The sequence below is a fragment of the Streptomyces sp. 1114.5 genome (genome assembly GCF_003635085.1).
GTDB lineage: Bacteria > Actinomycetota > Actinomycetes > Streptomycetales > Streptomycetaceae > Kitasatospora.
Map to the genome: position 1 here is coordinate 1062768 of NZ_RBXE01000001.1, position 15325 is coordinate 1078092.

A 15325-nucleotide genomic window follows, 5' to 3' on the forward strand; every position below is an offset into this window, starting at 1 on the left:
GGACGCATGGCACTCACCGACCGCGTCGCCGCCATGCTCGCCAACCGTTTCGGCCCGGAGGCCGGCGCCACCGCCGCCCTGCTGGAGGAGGCCGAGGCGCGGGTGCAGCACGGGCAGGACCGCGAACGGATCACCGCCGCCCTGGTGGTCCTGGCGGACGGCAGCCCGGACCGGCTGCACGAGGCGATCCAGCTCCTGGAGACCGACTGGCGGGACCTCCTGATGTCGGCCGAACTCGCCGACGGCGACTGGCCGTCGAGGCTGGACGCCCTCTTCGGCCCGCACCGGCCCGCCTGACGCCGGCGGCTCAGGCCGGCCCTTCCGCCTCCACCAGTTCGGCCGGGAGCACCACCGACGCGATGACCCCGCCGGTCTCGGCGGGCGTCAGCCAGACCCGGACACCGTGGCGGCCGGCGAGGCGGCCGACGACGAAGAGGCCCGTACGGCGGGAGACCGAGAGGTCCACCGGCGCCGGGTGGGCGAGGCGGTCGTTGAGGGCGACGACCTCGTCGAACGCGATGCCGATCCCCTCGTCGAGGACCCCGACCATCACCTGGCCGTCGGGCAGGGCGCGGGCCGTCACCTGAACCGTGGTGCCCGGGTGGGAGTACGAGGCGGCGTTCTCCAGCAGCTCGGCGAGCAGATGGACGAGGTCGGTGACAGCGGCGCCGACCACCTCGATCTCCGGTACGGCGGCGATGTCGATGCGCTGGTACTGGTCCACCTCGCCGGCGGCGGCCCGGAACACGTCGACCAGCGGGACGGGACGCTTCCAGCGGCGGCCCGACTCCTCGCCCGCGAGGATGAGCATGTTCTCGCAGTTCCGACGCATCCGCGTCGCCAGGTGGTCCAGCTCGAACAGGCCGTCCAGCTGCTCCTGTTCGGGCTCACTGCGCTCCAGTTCGTCGAGGAGCGACAGCTGGCGCTGGACCAGGCCGGCGGTGCGGCGCGACAGGGTGGTGAACACCGTGTTGGTGGTGTCGAACCGGAGGGCCTGCTCGGCGGCGAGGGTCGCCAGCCCGTGGTGGAGGGTGTCGAAGCAGCGGGCCAGCCGCCCCACGTCGTCCCGGCCGTGCAGGCCGACGGACGGCAGCGTCAAGCTGCCTCCCTGCTCCGGGAGTCGGTCGGTGGTGATCGTCCGGAGCAGTTCGGGGAGGTGCGTCCCGGTGATCCGCTCCGCAGCCTCCCGGAGTTCCCGCAGGGCCGCCGGCGTCCGCAGCCGGCTCACCCGCCGCCCCTCGTCCACGATCTCCTGCGCCTCGGTCTGCGCGGCCCGCCGTACGGCCTCGGCTTCCTCCCGCGCCGTGCGCAGCAGACGGTCCGCCTCGGCCGAGCGCGCCACCGCGACCCGGATGGCCTCGGCTCGGGCCCGCTCCGCCTCCGCCCGCACGCTCTCGGCGCGCGCCTCGGCCTCCTCCACCAGGTGCGCGGCCTGCCGTCGGGCCTCCTCCAGGACGGCCGCCGCCTCCGCCTCCGCGCGGGAGCGGATCTGCCGCGCCTGCTCCTCGGCCGCACCGGCCTTCTCCGCCGCCGCCCGCTCCGCCTCCTCGACCAGCTGCTTGCCGGCGTTCCGGAGGCGGCCCAACGGGGACTGGACCTGCCGGTTGAGCGCTTTGAGCTCCACCCACCGACGCCGCCAGTGCTCGATCAGCTCCGGGTGCGCCTTGTGGCCGCGCGGTGTGCGCCCGTCCACCGGCAGCGGGTTGCTGACCACCCGGACGAACTCCAGCAGGAAGCTCATCGAGGGCAGCCGCTTGCCGGTGAGGAGGTCGGTGATCCCCGCCTTGGGCAGCTTGAAGACCTGCGCCGCACCGCAGATCTCACCGTAGGAGGGGGCGCCGTACTCGATGTGCAGGCGGTTCAGCTCGGCCACGAAGGCGGCGAACCGCTCGTCGTACGCGGCGACGGCCGCGAGATCCCCCGGGTCGGTCTCCACCGGTCGGTCCGTCACGGCTCCCCCTGTCGACGCTGCCTCAGTTCCCTTCCACCACAGGCTACTTCGAACATCCTCGGACGGTCCTGAACGTTCTCGAACGCCTGCCGACGGGCCCGCCGTTCAGGAACGGCACCCCGGCGTCCGACCCCCCGGCACCCCCGTCCGGGATCCGGCGGGCCCGTACGGCTGCCTGGGCCCGACGGCGGGACTTCTGGTCGGCTCGGACCATGACGGACGAAGACTCCCGCCCCCTCCCCGACCGCCCCGACCTCCCCGACCTGCCCGACCGCGCCGACGCCCCCGCAGGCTCGACCCGGCAGCGGACGCTGGACCTGATCGCCCTCGTCACCCTCCTGGTGATCGCCACCGGGGTCTACCTGACGGCGGGCAGCGGCGGCTTCTCGGTGATCACCGGCGCCGGCGTCGGCCTCTACGGCCTCTGGCGCGCCCGCCGGTGAACGCCCCGACCGACCCGACCGACCGGCCCGACCGACCGCCCCGCGGGCCATGCCGCCCGGAAACGCAGCAGCACCCCGGCCGAAGACCCGGCCGGGGTGCTGCGCTGCAGGTCGGAACAGGCGTGACCGCCTCATCCCGGGTGGGGCACCAGGGGCTCGAACCCTGAACCTACGGATTAAAAGTCCGCAGCTCTGCCAATTGAGCTAGTGCCCCGCGGCCCCGTGGTCCCGGCGGTACCTGTCGGTACCTGCTGGGAGGGCCACGGTGATCCTACCCGGTAGGGCCCAGGGCTCCGCCAGTGGATTGCGCGGGCGCGCCGGGTGCGTGGAGCGGCCCCCGGGGCGGCCCGACGGGCGGGGTGTAGTGGGCGGCGCGGACGCGGCGGAGCCAGGCCTCGACGGGGCGCGGGTCGGGGGCGGCGGGCAGGACCCCGGGGCGGCCGAGGCGGTCGGCGGCGTCGGCGAGCAGCGCCTCGGCGACGGCGGGCCGGTCGGCGATGCGTTCGCCGAACTCGCGGACGTGTTCGGGGTCGGGCAGGCGGATCAGGCTGCGGCCGGTCTCGTGCAGCCGGACGGCCTGCTCGACCAGCCGGACCAGGTGCCGGGCGTGCTTGGCGGCCCGGCGGCGGGCGGCCGGTTCGGCGCGGTCGCGGGTGAGCAGTTTGCGGAACTGCTGGTCGGCGTAGCCGAGATAGGCCTTCCGTACCGCCGGCGCGCTGAGGAAGGCCTCGCGGATGCCGATCAGTTCGTCGCCGAGCGGGGTGCGGGTCTCGTACAGGTCGTCCGGCAGCCAGACGAGTTCGGACGCGGTCGGGTTGCAGCCCAGCGCCAGCCGGCACCACTTGGCGGCCTCGTGCAGGGTGAGGTCGGGCGCGGTGGTGACGTGCGACTCGGCCGGGCGGTGCAGGCCGTGCAACTCCTCGGTGGGGGTGGCGAACAGGCCCAGCCGGTCGACGTCGGAGCCGGCGTGCGCGAGGCCGTACGCGGTGGATCCGACGATCCCGGACAGCAGAACGGTGCCGGCGGGCACGGCGGCAGGTGCAGCGGCGGGCATGGGCGGTCTCCTCCCGGGAGCCGTACGGACGGGTACCGGGCATCCTCTCCGGAGCGGGCCGCGCCGGGCGAGCGATTTCCGGTCCGCCGCAGTCCCGGCCGCCGATACTGGCCGCATGGAGCACGATCCCCACCCGGACCCGGACCACCCGGCGCCCGTCGACGTCGAGAAGCTGCGCGCCTGGTGGTCGCACCGCCAGTGGCTGGACCGCCCGCACACCGGCGCGTCCGCCGCCGAGGTGCTGGCCGCCACCGGCTGGGCCCGCTCGGTGGGCGGCGCGGCGCCCTACCTGGGCCTGTTCGCTCGGGCCGGGCTGGGGCGGGCCGCGGTGGACGAGGCGGTGGCCCGGCTGGAGGTGCACGAGCTGCCGTCCGCGCGGGGCTGCACCTACCTGCTGCCGGCCGCCGACTTCGCGCTGGGCCTGGCCTCCGGCGCGGCCGCCCCGGAGGGCGAACTCGCCGCCGCGGAGAAGCACCTGGGGGTCGGCCGGGACGAGGTGGAGAAGCTCTGCCTGGCCATCGAGCGGGTACTGGCCGAGGGCGGCCCGCTGGATCCGACCACGATCCGGGAGGCGGTCGGCGACGCCGTCCGGCCGCTCGGCGAGGCGGGCAGGAAGCGCGGCCTGGCCACCACCCTGCCACTCGCCCTCGGGCTGCTGCAGTCGCGCGGCCGGGTCCGCCGGGTGCCCGTCAACGGCCGTCTGGACCAGCAGCGGTACGGCTACGCCGGCTGGGACCAGCCGGTCGCGGGGGCCGCGGTCGACCTCGCCCGCCACTACTTCTCCTGGGCCGGCCCGGCCACCCTGCGGCACTTCCGCTGGTTCTCCGGCTTCACCGCCGCGACCGCCCGCCGGGCCGTCGCCGAGGCGGGCCTGGTCCCGCTCGCGCCCGGCTCGGAGTTCCTCCTGCCACCCGAACTCGCCGAGGAATTCGCCGAGTTCACGGCACCGCGGCAACCCCACTACACCCTGCTGGCCGGCATCGACGGCATCCACCTGCTGCACCGCGACCTGCCCCGGCTGCTCGACCCCGCCGACGCCGCCCGCCCGTTGCCCGTCGGCCGGGCCGGGCGCACCTTCGGCGGCGAGGCCGACCCGCAGACCCACCTGGTGCTCGACCGCGGCCGGATCGTCGGGCTCTGGGAGTACGACCCCGAGCGGGCCGAGATCGTCCTGCTGCCCTTCGTCCCGCCGGACGACGCCCTGCGGGCGGCGGTGGCCCGCACCGAGGCCTTCGTCCGCGACGAGCTCGGCGACGCCCGCGGCTTCAGCCTCGACTCGCCCAAGAGCCGGGCGCCCAGGATCGCCGCGCTACGGGCGGCCGGCGCGGGCGGGCTCGGCCGAACGGCCGGGTAGCGTACGGGACATGTCGACCACCACGCCCGACGCGTCCGCCGCCACCCGGCCCGCCACCGCCCAGGCCGCCGGCTCCCCGGCCGTCACCGACGAGGTCCTGATCGTCACCGGCGCCGGCCGCGGCATCGGCGCCGCCACCGCCCTGCTGGCCGCCCGCCGCGGCTACCGGGTCTGCGTCAACTACCGTACGGACGAGGCCTCGGCGGCCGGTGTCGTGGACGCGATCCGGGCCGCGGGCGGCACCGCCCTCGCCGTGCGCGCGGACGTCAGCCGCACGGCCGAGGTGGAGCGGCTGTTCGCCACCGTGGACACCGAACTCGGCCCGCTCACCGGCCTGGTGAACAACGCGGGCACGCTGGAGCGGCAGTGCCGGCTGGAGGAGATCGACGAGGAGCGGCTGAACCGGATCTGGGCCGCCAACATCACCGGCCCGTTCCTCTGCGCGGCCCAGGCCGTCCGCCGGATGTCCACCCGGTACGGCGGGCGCGGCGGCGCCATCGTCAACGTCTCCTCGGCCGCCTCCCGGATCGGCTCGCCGAACGAGTACGTCGACTACGCGGCCGCCAAGGGCGCGGTGGACTCGATGACCCGCGGCCTCGCCCTGGAGGTCGCGGCCGAGGGGATCCGGGTCAACGCGGTGCGGCCGGGACTGATCCACACCGGCATCCACGCACTCGGCGGCGAGCCCGGCCGGGTCGACCGGGTCGCCCCCGGCCTGCCGATGCAGCGTGGCGGACAGCCGGAGGAGGTCGCCGAGGCGATCCTCTTCCTGCTCTCCCCGGCCGCCTCGTACACCACGGGCGCGTTCCTGGAGGTCTCCGGCGGCCGCTGAGAGCCGTCCCCGCCCTGCGGAGGGGCCGCTTTCGGACAGCGTTCGCCCGCCACCGAACGGCCCCCTCCGGTTTCCTTCCCCGCGCCCGCCCCCGCCCGTACGGTGGAGGTCATGACCGACGCCTTCATCGACATCCCCGGTGTGCGCAACTTCCGTGACGCGGGCGGGATCGGCGCCCTCCGCCGGGGCGTGCTGTACCGCTCCGGCTCCTTCCACACGCTCACCGAGGAGGGCGCCCGGCGACTCAAGGCGCTCGGCCTGCGCACGGTGTTCGACCTGCGCAGCCCGTTCGAGCTGGAGGTCTGGCCGGACCAGCGGCACGGCCTCGACCACGAGTCCCTCAGCCTGCCCACGCTGCCCGCCGACCGCGGCGACGTCGACCGGCCGTGGCCCGAGGACCAGGCCTCGCTCTACCCGTTCATGGCCGAGACGGCCGGCCCCTCGCTCGCCGCCGTCATCCGCCGCCTCGCCGCGCCGGAGTCCCTGGCCGCCGTCGTCCACTGCGCCGTCGGCAAGGACCGCACCGGCCTCACCATCGCCGTCCTGCAGTCCCTGCTGGGCGCTTCCGAAGCCGACATCACCGCCGACTTCCTGCTCTCCAACATCGGCCTCGGCCTGGACAAGGGCCCCGCCCCGTACATCGACGAGACCGGCACCGAGCGCGTCTCCCGCCCGATCAGCGCCGAACTCATCGCCTCCTCCCTCGCCTGGATCCACACCCACCACGGCACGATCCCGGCCTACCTCCGCCACCACGGCGCCACCGAAGCCGAACTGGCCGCCGTCCGCACCAACCTCTCGGCCTGACCGCCGGCTACCCCCGCCGCTCGAACCGCCACCACTGGGTCGGGGAGTCGGTGTCCTCCCACTGCCGGACGCCCTCCTCCGGGGGCTCCGGCGCCGTCAGGGGCTTGCCGCTGATGAAGCTGGTGACGGTGTAGGTGCCCGGGGCGTCCACGTGGCCCTCCAGCAGCCACTCCTGGGCGCCGAAGGCGTTGGCGCCCCACTGCTGGATCGGGACGCCGTCGTCCGGGGAGGCCCCGGTGACGTCGAGGCGCTTGCCGCTGGCGGCGTTCTCGATGTGGAAGAGCGCGCCGCCGGGGTGGACGGCGGTGAGGTGCCAGAGCTGGTTGTCGGTGCCGTCGTCCGGGCCCAGCACGATCCGGGCGCCGCTGCGCCGGGAGGCGCCGGCGACCTGCAGCAGCAGGCCGCTGCCGACGTTGCGGACGAGGAAGCTGCCGTCGGTGATCGCGGAGCCGGCGGAAGCGGCGGTGTCGGCGGAGCCGGCAGAGTCAGTCACGCTCGCAGTCTGCCACCGCCTACCGACAGGCCACCCGGCCGGGTCGCGGGGGCGTTTCGACCGGGCCCGCCCCGCCGCCTATGCTGCGGCGAATGTCCACCGAGCAGACCCCGCCGCACCGTCAGCCGACCCCGCCGCACCGTCAGCCGACCCCGTCGCACCGTCAGCAGCCCGCCCTCCTCGCAGCGGTGGCCGACCTGGAGGCGGTGGTCGCCGCCGGGGACGACGAGGACTTCGGCCCGGCCCTCGGCCGGGTCGGCGGGCTGTTCGGCCCGGCCACGCCGGAGGAGCGGGTGGCGGCCGGCCCCCGGCTGGCCGCGCTGCTGCCGGACGCCCCGCCGTTCCCCCGCTCGCACCTGGCCATGGTGGTGGGCGCCTGCGTCGAGCACGGCGCCGACCCGGTGGCCTGTGCCGGCCCGGTGCTGGCCGGCCTGCGCGGCGCGCTGACCGGGACGGAGCTGCTGCTGCGACGCTGGGCCGAGACCGGCGGCGGCCCGCTGCCGGACCCGGAGGAGGACGATCCGGCCGGGGCACACGCCCGGATCGCCGACCCGGCGGTCCTGGACGAGTGGCACGCGCACCTGGCCGTGGTCGGCTGGTGGACGCTGCACCTGTGGCAGCAGGCGTCCTGGGCGGTGTACGCGCACGCGCCGGTGCGGGCCGAGGCCCGCGCCTCGGGCGTGACCGGGGTGCTCGTGGAGCTGTTCGGCCGGTACGGCGGCGAGCGGCACGACTTCAAGGGCCTGGCCCACCTGGCGCTGATGCTGGACGACGAGCCGCTGCTGGTGCTCGACCGCCCCACCGGCACCGGCTACCTGCTGCGGATGAGCGGCCTGAGCGACACCTTCCAGCTGCACACCCTGCTCGCCGACGTGCTGATCGGCGGCGGCCACCTGCCCGGCGTCCCGCAGGACCCGGAGGTGGTGGCGCTGGCCCGCTCGGCGTTCCTGGACGGCCGCCGGGTGATCGCGACCGGCGCCTTCAACCTGGTCGCGCCGGACGGCTCCTGGCTCTGGAACGAGGGCACCCCGAGCGACGTCCCGCTGCTGGACGGCGTGCGCACCCTGGTCCTGGAGCCGCTGCCGTACGAGCGCAGCTGGGCGGCCGGGCGCTTCATCCAGGAGGTCCCGGGGGACCTGCGGCTGGAGCGGGTGCTGGCCCCGGCGGAGGCGGCGGAGCTGCTGGCCCGCACCGTCCCGGGCTACTCCGTCGAGCAGGCCTTCCGCTGAGCGGTGCCCGGCGGGCGGTGCCGTCCGGCGGGCGGCGGCCCCCGAAGACCGCCGACCCGGCCGGATCGGGGCCGGATTAGGGTCGGAAGCCGACGGGCCCGAAGACCGGCCCTGGCAGCCTCACCTGTGACGAGTGGAGTCGACGATGGCGAAGGTTCCGAACGTACTCGCGGCGGCCGCGCCCGCCGCGCTGACCGCGGCGAGCGGTCTGGTCGGCGGCTACGGCGTCGCCCGCTGGACCGGCCGGCGTCACCTGGGCGGCGCGGTGCTGGCGGTGGCCGGCGCCGGGGCGGCCGCGCAGTGGCGTCGCAGCTCGGGCCCGGGCACCGCGGCGGCACTGACCGGCCTGTACGTGGCGGCCTTCGGCGGCTCGCACCCGCTGGCGAAGCGGATCGGCGCCTGGCCGTCCGTCTTCGCCGTCACCGGCGTGGTCGCGGCCGCCTCCACGGCCGCAACGGTGCTCTCCGCCCGCAAGCGTTAGGGCCTGTCCGGCGGATCTTGTCGGATCAGCGCGCGGCGTCGGGCGCCCGTCTGGGCGTGCGCCCGAATCGCCCTCGTACTGGGTGTACTTGGACGATTCGGGCGTGCGTCCAGGCGGGATGATCCGGCGTCGTGCGCCCGGCAAGATCCGCCGGACAGGCCCTAGCCGCAACGCGGCAGCCGCACACCCCTCAGCGCCCCGCTCCCGCTCCCGTCCCGAACCGGGCCTCGAAGGCGGCCCGGTTCGGGGAGACCGGCGTGCGGTCCCAGACCGCGAACACCACCCGCTCGAAGGCCGCCCCGTACCGGGCCAGCGCGCCCTCGAAGGCCTCGGCGACCTGCGCCGGGTCGTTGCCGAACACCCCGCAGCCCCAGGCGCCGAGCACCAGCGTGCGCACCTCGTGCCGGGCGGCCGCCGCGAGCACCCGCACCGCCCGCTCGGCGAGCACGCCCCGGACGTCGGTGCCGGGCGAACGCCGTTCCAGCTGACCGGCGTTGGGGGCGGGCGAGGTCAGGAAGGTGACCGGGTACGGCTGCGCCAGCAGCTCGCCGCGCCCGTCCCGGATCACCGGCACGTCCGGCGAGACGATCACCCGGTGGCTGTACCGGAGGTCGGTGGAGGCCCGGTGCGCCTCGTAGTAGTCCGGGGCTTCCACCAGGCAGCTGTACAGCAGCGCGCTGCGGCACAGGTCCTCCTCCTGGGCGCGGGCGCCGCGCAGGTAGCCGCCGCCGGGGTTGCGGGCGGAGGCGAAGTTCAGCACCCCGACCGGGCCGGCCCCGGCCGCGACCAGCCGCCGGGCGGCCTCGATGCTCCCCTCGGCCGTCACCTCGACAACCCCGCTCGACCCGACCCCCGCCCCGGCCTCCGCCCCGGCCTTCGGCCCGGGCCCCGGCTCGCCCGCCGCCACCAGGGCGTCCAGCGCCTGCGGCGGGTAGGACACCGTCCCGGCCCTGGCCGCCGTCAACTGCTCCCCCACCTGCACGAGTTCGCCCCCGGCCGTCCGGTAGCTCCCCCGTCCGGCGATCTCCTCGTTCACCCGTGCCACGTCATGCAGTCTGCTGCTCATGCCCCGGAGGCTACGGGACTACCGCCGCCGGGCGCCACAGGTTATTCTCACTTCCAGAACAACACCTCGGGGGGAGCAGGACGAGGTGTCGGGGGGTACCCGGGGGGGTGCCGGGGGGAACGCGAAGGGCCCGCTCCGGGGGACGGAGCGGGCCCTTCGTTACGTTCAGCGCGGCCGGCGGTGGATCACCGCCGGTGCGGCGTCAGTTCTTCCAGCGCGGCTTGCGGTCGTCGCGGTTGAAGCCGCTGCCGCCGCGGTCGCGGTCGAAACCGCCGCGGTCACGGTTGAAGCCACCGCGGTCGGCCTGCGGACGGCCGCCGGAGCGGTGGTCGTCGCGGCGCGCGAACGGACGGCTGCTGCCGCCGCGCTCGTCGCGGTCCCGGCCGAAGGACGGGCGGTCACCGAAGGTGCGGGCCGGACGGTCACCGAAGGAACGGCCACCACGGTCGTCACGGTCACGGTTGAAGCCACCCGAGCGGCCGCCACGGTCGTCACGGTCGCGGTTGAAACCACCCGAGCGACGGTCGTCACGGTCACCGAAGGAACGGCCACCACGGTCGTCACGGTCACGGTTGAAGCCACCCGAGCGGCCGCCACGGTCGTCACGGTCGCGGTTGAAACCACCCGAGCGACGGTCGTCACGGTCACCGAAGGAACGGCCACCACGGTCGTCACGGTCACGGTTGAAGCCACCCGAGCGGCCGCCACGGTCGTCACGGTCGCGGTTGAAACCACCCGAGCGACGGTCGTCACGGTCACCGAAGGAACGGCCACCACGGTCGTCACGGTCACGGTTGAAGCCACCGGAACGGCCGCCACGGTCGTCGCGGTCGCGGTTGAACGCCGGACGCTCGCTGCGCGCCTCGCGGTACGACGGGGCGCGCTCCTCGGCCTGCGGCGCGGCAGGGGCCTCGGCGGCGGCCGGAGCGGCCTCCGCGGCGGCCTGCTCGCCGGTCTCCTCGGCGGCGGGCTCCTCGTCCTCGATGCCCAGCTCGGCCCGCTCGCGCGCCGCACGGGCGGCGAGGCGGTCGGCCTCCTCGCGCAGCTCGGCGGCGCGGCGCTGCGCGCGCTCCAGCTGGCGGGTCATCTCGGCGAGCTCGCGCTCGGCGGCACCGGCGATGTTGGCGGCGCTCTCCGCCTGGACCTCGGTGAGCGAGCGGGCGCCGGTGATCCGGGCGACCTCCGCGTCGAAGGCGTGGTCCAGGATGTGGCGGCTGGCGTCGACGCCCGCGTCCTCCATCAGGCGGAAGACGCCGCGGCGCTGGTGCGGCAGCACCAGGGTGACGACGGCGCCGGAGCGGCCGGCCCGGGCGGTGCGGCCGGAGCGGTGCAGGTAGTCCTTGTGGTCGCCGGCCGGGTCCACGTTGAGGACCAGGTCGATGCCGTCGACGTGGATGCCGCGGGCGGCGACGTCGGTGGCGACGACGACGTTGACGTAGCCGTCCTTGAAGTCGCCGAGGACGCGGGTGCGGGCGCCCTGGGTCATGCCGCCGTGCAGCGCGTCGGCCTTCACGCCGGCCTCGATCAGCTGCTCGGCGACGCGGTCGGCGCCCATCTGGGTGCGGACGAAGATGATCGTGCGGCCCTTGCGGGCGGCGATCGCGTTGGTGATCGGCGCCTTGTCCTTGGGCTTCACCACGAGGATGTGGTGGGTCATGGTGGTGACCGCGCCGGCCGACGGGTCGACCTCGTGGGTGACCGGGTTCTTCAGGTAGCGCTTGACCAGGGTGTCGATCTCGTTCTCCAGGGTGGCGGAGAACAGCAGGCGCTGGCCGCCGGCCGGCACCTGGTCGAGGATCTCGGTGACCTCGGGCAGGAAGCCCATGTCGGCCATCTGGTCGGCCTCGTCGAGGACGACGGTCCGGACGTCGGCGAGCTTGGCGGAGCCGCGGTTCAGCAGGTCGCGCAGTCGGCCGGGGGTGGCGACCAGGATGTCGACGCCGCGCTCCAGCGCGTAGATCTGGTTCGACATCGAGGTGCCGCCGCAGACGACCTTGAGCTTGAGGCCGAGCACCGAGCCGAACGGCTCCAGGGCGTCGGCGACCTGCATGGCCAGCTCGCGGGTCGGGACCAGGATCAGGCCGCGCGGGTGCTTGGGCTTGGTGCGCTCGCCGTCGGCGAGGCGGGTCAGCAGCGGCAGGCCGAAGCTGAGGGTCTTGCCGGAGCCGGTACGACCGCGGCCCAGCACGTCCTTGCCGGCCAGGGCGTCCGGGATGGTCGCGGCCTGGATCGGGAACGGGGTGGTGACGCCGCGCTTGGCGAGGGCACGCACGACGTCGTCGTGCAGGCCCAGGTCGCCGAAGGTGATCGTCGGCTCGGCGGCCGCCTCCTCGGTGGCCTCCACGGCCTCGGCGATCACCTCGTCGGCGGCGGTGTCGATGGTGTCGGTGGTGTCGGTGACATCGGCGGCGGCCTCGTTCGCGGGCATGGCGAAGCGGGCGTCGTCAACGAGAGACATGCAGAACCTTCCGGAAGTGGCACGCGCCAAAGTCCGGGGTTCTGTTTCACAACCGCCTCTATGCGGTCAGCCACGGATCGCCGGAACGCGCCAAGGGCGCCAGATGGGATTAGGGCGCCAGTCAAATGAATCAAACGAACGATCTACCACCATAGAGGACCCATGGGATCGGAGGCAAATGCCCTGCACAACGCCCTAGTGACCCCCCGCACGCGGGCTCGGGGCCGAGGAACCGGAACTGCCGGCGGTGGGCTCCGGGACGGGCGGGACGGTCGCGGGCGGTGAGCTGTGCTCCGGCTCCGGGGTGGCGGACGGGCGGCTGCTCGGGCTGGCCGAGGGCGTGCCGGCCGAGCCGCCCGAGCGGCCCTCACCGGTGCCGCCCGCCCCTCCCGTACCGCCGGAGCCCGCCGTTCCGCCGGCCCCGGAGGACGACCCGCCCGGGTGCGGCGCGGGACTGGTGTTCACCCCGCCCGCGGCACCGCCGCCCGGCGACCCTTCGGGCGCCCCCGGGCCCGGCACCGGGACCACGCCGGCCACCGCGCCGTTCGCACCGGGCAGCACCTCGCCCGATGCGGTGACGGTGGCCCCACCCGGCGCGTTCTCGGCCTGCAGGCCGCCCGGGCGCTCCGCGCGCCCCGACGCGCCCCCCGGGTGCCCGGCGCCCGGCGCGGCCGAGGGCCCGCCGGTGGCACCCGGCCGGCCCGCCGGACCGGCCTGCCCGACCGGCGCCACCCCGCCGTGCCTCTCCTCCGCCGCCGGACGGACCGACATGCACCCGGTCAGCCCCAGCCCGGCCACCGTCAGCACCGCCGCCGCCCGTACGGCACGCGAACGCACCGCCCGGGCGCCCTGGACCGCCCGCACCGCCCGCACGTCCCGAACCGCTCGTACCGCCCGCACCGAAGCCACCGAGGTCCCTCTCTACCGCCCCACCCGGTCCGCCCTCACGCGCGACCGCTTTCGGTGCCCAACGCGCGCCCGGCCCGGCGGGACACGGGCAGCCCGGCAGTTCCCCCGCCCCGTGGCGCGCCTCAGCCCCAGAGCGCCGAGGCCAGCTCCGCCCCCGCGTACACCGCGGCCAGCCCGGCCGCCACGCTGCCGGCCACGTTCGCCAGCGCGTACCGCCCGGCACCGGTCTCGGCCAGCCGCAGCGTCTCGTACGAGAAGGTCGAGTACGTCGTCAGCGCCCCGCAGAGCCCCGTCCCCAGCAGCAGCTGCACCTGCGAGGAGGCCGCACCCGCCGCCACCGCCCCGGTGACCAGCCCGAGGATCAGGCAGCCGACCACGTTCACCGCGAAGGTCCCCCAGGGGAACACCGAGTCGTGCCGGGACTGCACCGCCCGGTCGGTCAGGTACCGCAGCGGCGCGCCGACCACCGCGCCCGCCACCACCAGCAGCCAGTTCACCGCGGCTCCCCCGCCCCGCCGGGGCCGCGCCCCGCGTAGGTCACGACCTCGCACCGGTCCAGCAGCACCAGGCCCTCCGCCACCAGCCCGTCCAGCTGCGGCAGGAACGCCCGCACCCGCTCCTCCTCGTCCACGATCACCACCGCCACCGGCAGGTCCTCGCTCAGCGACAGCAGCCGCGTCGTGTGCACCAGCGACGACGCCCCGAACCCCTCGATCCCCCGGAACACGCTCGCCCCGGCCAGCCCGGCCGCCCGCGCCCGGTGCACCACCTCGCTGTACAGCGGGCGGTGGTGCCACCGGTCGCTCTCGCCGACCAGCACCGTCAGCCGCAGCGCCGGGCCGCTCAGTCGGCTCACCGCACGCCCCTGCCCGTCGCGGCGCCCGTCGCGGGCTCGCGGCGGGCCGCCCGGTGGACCAGACGGCGGGTCAGCCCGGCCGCCAGCCACACCGCGCCCAGCGCTCCCACCAGCGTCAGCCCCAGGTACGCCAGCCCCGGCCCGGGCCGGCCCTCCTCCAGCAGCCGCCGGACGTCCACCGCGTACGTCGAGAAGGTGGTGAACCCGCCCAGCACGCCGGTGCCGAAGAACGGCCGCACCAGCGGGTGCGCCTGCCGTCCCTCGGTGATCACCACCAGGAACATCCCGATCACCGCGCAGCCGACCACGTTGACCAGCAGCGTCGTCCACGGGAAGGCCGTCGGCCCGGTCTCCCAGCCGAGCCCGGCGGCGTACCGGGCGACCGCCCCGATCGCCCCGCCGACCGCGACCACCCCCACCGCCGGCCCCTGCCCGCGCAGCACCGGCGGCCGGTTCCGCACCGGTGCCGCGACCGCCGGCCGCGTCCCGGCGGAGCCGTCCACGGCGTCGTCCAACGCGCCCTCCGAGGTCGTCACAAACCCATCAAACACCGGCCTCCGCCACCTGGCACACCATCACCCCAGGCCCGACAATGATCCGGTGGAGATGACCCGGGAAGAGTTCGAGACGCTGGTCAGCGACGCACTCGACCAGATCCCGCCGCAGCTCGCGGCCATGATGGACAACGTCGCGATCTTCGTCGAGGACGAGCCCGACCCGAGCGACCCGGAACTCCTCGGCCTCTACGAGGGCACCCCGCTGACCGAACGCGGCGAGTGGTACGCAGGCGTCCTGCCCGACCGCATCCTGATCTACCGCGGCCCCACCCTGCGCCACTGCGAGAGCAGCGAGCAGGTGGTCGAGGAGGTCCGCACCACCGTGATCCACGAGGTCGCCCACCACTTCGGCTTCGACGACCACGAGCTGGACGAACTCGGCTGGTCCTGACCCCGCCCCGGAACCCCCTCCCCCCACCCGGCCGAAACCCGTTTTGGCGATCCGCCCGGCATCCCATATGCTTCTCGACGTCCCCGAACGCTGGAAACAGCGGGACAGGCCGCAAGCCCTCATCGTCTAGTGGCCCAGGACGCCGCCCTTTCAAGGCGGTAGCACGGGTTCGAATCCCGTTGGGGGCACGCAGTACCGTAGTACAGTGCAGTGCGCAAGACCGCGGGTGGTTCGCCACTCCGAGGTCCCGTGGAGCAGTTGGTTAGCTCGCCACCCTGTCAAGGTGGAGGTCGCGGGTTCAAGTCCCGTCGGGATCGCTCGTCTCGCAAGAGACGGTGCAGTACGGCCAGGTAGCTCAGTTGGTACGAGCGTCCGCCTGAAAAGCGGAAGGTCGCCGGTTCGACCCCGGCCCTGGCCACAGGCGCCTGAAAAGGCAAAACGGCC

The 15325-nt window shown here is 75.1% G+C and carries 17 protein-coding genes and 4 tRNA genes; 11 read left to right on the forward strand and 10 right to left on the reverse strand.

Annotated features, from left to right (window positions below):
* The first annotated feature begins 6 nt into the window (after window positions 1-6).
* On the forward strand, window positions 7-297 hold the full coding sequence (locus BX285_RS04490) for a hypothetical protein (RefSeq protein WP_121174519.1): 291 nt from the start codon (window positions 7-9) through the stop codon (window positions 295-297).
* A 10-nt stretch (window positions 298-307) separates the two neighbouring features.
* Here the strand turns inward: BX285_RS04490 and BX285_RS04495 are convergent, their stop codons facing one another.
* The gene (locus tag BX285_RS04495; RefSeq protein WP_147465110.1) at window positions 308-1951 is read right to left on the reverse strand and encodes an ATP-binding protein; all 1644 of its coding nucleotides are present in this window, start codon (window positions 1949-1951) and stop codon (window positions 308-310) included.
* Window positions 1952-2163: 212 nt separating this feature from the next.
* On the opposite strand from BX285_RS04495, the gene BX285_RS04500 reads away from it, so the two are divergent.
* A complete protein-coding gene (locus BX285_RS04500; protein ID WP_121174521.1) occupies window positions 2164-2394 on the forward strand; it encodes a hypothetical protein in 231 nt (76 codons plus the stop codon).
* A gap of 141 nt (window positions 2395-2535) precedes the next feature.
* Here BX285_RS04500 and BX285_RS04505 read toward each other — a convergent pair.
* Window positions 2536-2608 (reverse strand) — tRNA-Lys (locus BX285_RS04505).
* Between the two features lie 57 nt (window positions 2609-2665).
* Entirely contained in the window at window positions 2666-3448 is a 783-nt protein-coding gene (locus tag BX285_RS04510) for a DNA polymerase beta superfamily protein (protein WP_097236767.1), read from the reverse strand.
* A 115-nt stretch (window positions 3449-3563) separates the two neighbouring features.
* Here BX285_RS04510 and BX285_RS04515 point away from each other — a divergent pair, with 115 nt between their 5' ends.
* The 3 genes from BX285_RS04515 (at window position 3564) to BX285_RS04525 (ending at window position 6441) form a co-directional block, all read left to right on the forward strand.
* Window positions 3564-4802: a DNA glycosylase AlkZ-like family protein gene (locus tag BX285_RS04515; RefSeq protein ID WP_121174522.1), complete on the forward strand. Its 1239-nt coding sequence runs from the start codon at window positions 3564-3566 to the stop codon at window positions 4800-4802.
* A 10-nt stretch (window positions 4803-4812) separates the two neighbouring features.
* The gene (locus BX285_RS04520) at window positions 4813-5634 is read left to right on the forward strand and encodes an SDR family oxidoreductase (RefSeq protein WP_097236769.1); all 822 of its coding nucleotides are present in this window, start codon (window positions 4813-4815) and stop codon (window positions 5632-5634) included.
* A 111-nt stretch (window positions 5635-5745) separates the two neighbouring features.
* Complete coding sequence (locus tag BX285_RS04525; RefSeq protein ID WP_097236770.1) at window positions 5746-6441, forward strand: tyrosine-protein phosphatase; 696 nt, start codon at window positions 5746-5748, stop codon at window positions 6439-6441.
* Window positions 6442-6448: 7 nt separating this feature from the next.
* On the opposite strand, the gene BX285_RS04530 is transcribed toward BX285_RS04525, so the two are convergent.
* Window positions 6449-6934, reverse strand: coding sequence for an RICIN domain-containing protein (locus BX285_RS04530; RefSeq protein WP_259470429.1), 486 nt, complete (start codon window positions 6932-6934; stop codon window positions 6449-6451).
* Between the two features lie 92 nt (window positions 6935-7026).
* Here BX285_RS04530 and BX285_RS04535 point away from each other — a divergent pair, with 92 nt between their 5' ends.
* Window positions 7027-8163: a hypothetical protein gene (locus tag BX285_RS04535; protein WP_259470430.1), complete on the forward strand. Its 1137-nt coding sequence runs from the start codon at window positions 7027-7029 to the stop codon at window positions 8161-8163.
* A gap of 145 nt (window positions 8164-8308) precedes the next feature.
* On the forward strand, window positions 8309-8644 hold the full coding sequence (locus BX285_RS04540; protein WP_097236772.1) for a hypothetical protein: 336 nt from the start codon (window positions 8309-8311) through the stop codon (window positions 8642-8644).
* A gap of 190 nt (window positions 8645-8834) precedes the next feature.
* On the opposite strand, the gene BX285_RS04545 is transcribed toward BX285_RS04540, so the two are convergent.
* From BX285_RS04545 to crcB (BX285_RS04570), 6 genes are all read right to left on the reverse strand, one after another.
* Window positions 8835-9710: a TIGR02452 family protein gene (locus tag BX285_RS04545; RefSeq protein ID WP_121174523.1), complete on the reverse strand. Its 876-nt coding sequence runs from the start codon at window positions 9708-9710 to the stop codon at window positions 8835-8837.
* Window positions 9711-9912: 202 nt separating this feature from the next.
* On the reverse strand, window positions 9913-12168 hold the full coding sequence (locus BX285_RS04550; protein WP_097236774.1) for a DEAD/DEAH box helicase: 2256 nt from the start codon (window positions 12166-12168) through the stop codon (window positions 9913-9915).
* A gap of 195 nt (window positions 12169-12363) precedes the next feature.
* Window positions 12364-13005 carry a hypothetical protein gene (locus BX285_RS04555; RefSeq protein WP_147465111.1) on the reverse strand — a complete coding sequence of 214 codons (642 nt, stop codon included), beginning with the start codon at window positions 13003-13005 and terminating at the stop codon, window positions 12364-12366.
* 194 nt (window positions 13006-13199) lie between these two features.
* Window positions 13200-13574, reverse strand: coding sequence for a fluoride efflux transporter CrcB (gene crcB / locus BX285_RS04560; RefSeq protein WP_097236776.1), 375 nt, complete (start codon window positions 13572-13574; stop codon window positions 13200-13202).
* Window positions 13571-13933: a DUF190 domain-containing protein gene (locus BX285_RS04565; protein ID WP_097236777.1), complete on the reverse strand. Its 363-nt coding sequence runs from the start codon at window positions 13931-13933 to the stop codon at window positions 13571-13573. The genes crcB (BX285_RS04560) and BX285_RS04565 overlap by 4 nt, the downstream gene beginning before the upstream one ends.
* Entirely contained in the window at window positions 13930-14469 is a 540-nt protein-coding gene (crcB, locus tag BX285_RS04570) for a fluoride efflux transporter CrcB (protein WP_398899611.1), read from the reverse strand. Before crcB (BX285_RS04570) ends, BX285_RS04565 begins: the two co-directional genes overlap by 4 nt.
* Window positions 14470-14539: 70 nt before the next feature.
* Here crcB (BX285_RS04570) and BX285_RS04575 point away from each other — a divergent pair, with 70 nt between their 5' ends.
* The 4 genes from BX285_RS04575 to BX285_RS04590 all read left to right on the forward strand — a co-directional run bounded on the left by BX285_RS04575 (window position 14540) and on the right by BX285_RS04590 (window position 15299).
* Entirely contained in the window at window positions 14540-14881 is a 342-nt protein-coding gene (locus BX285_RS04575; protein ID WP_097236779.1) for a metallopeptidase family protein, read from the forward strand.
* Window positions 14882-14996: 115 nt separating this feature from the next.
* Window positions 14997-15069: transfer RNA gene (locus tag BX285_RS04580), tRNA-Glu, on the forward strand.
* 55 nt (window positions 15070-15124) lie between these two features.
* Window positions 15125-15198: transfer RNA gene (locus BX285_RS04585), tRNA-Asp, on the forward strand.
* A 27-nt stretch (window positions 15199-15225) separates the two neighbouring features.
* Window positions 15226-15299 (forward strand) — tRNA-Phe (locus BX285_RS04590).
* The last annotated feature ends 26 nt before the right edge of the window (window positions 15300-15325 follow it).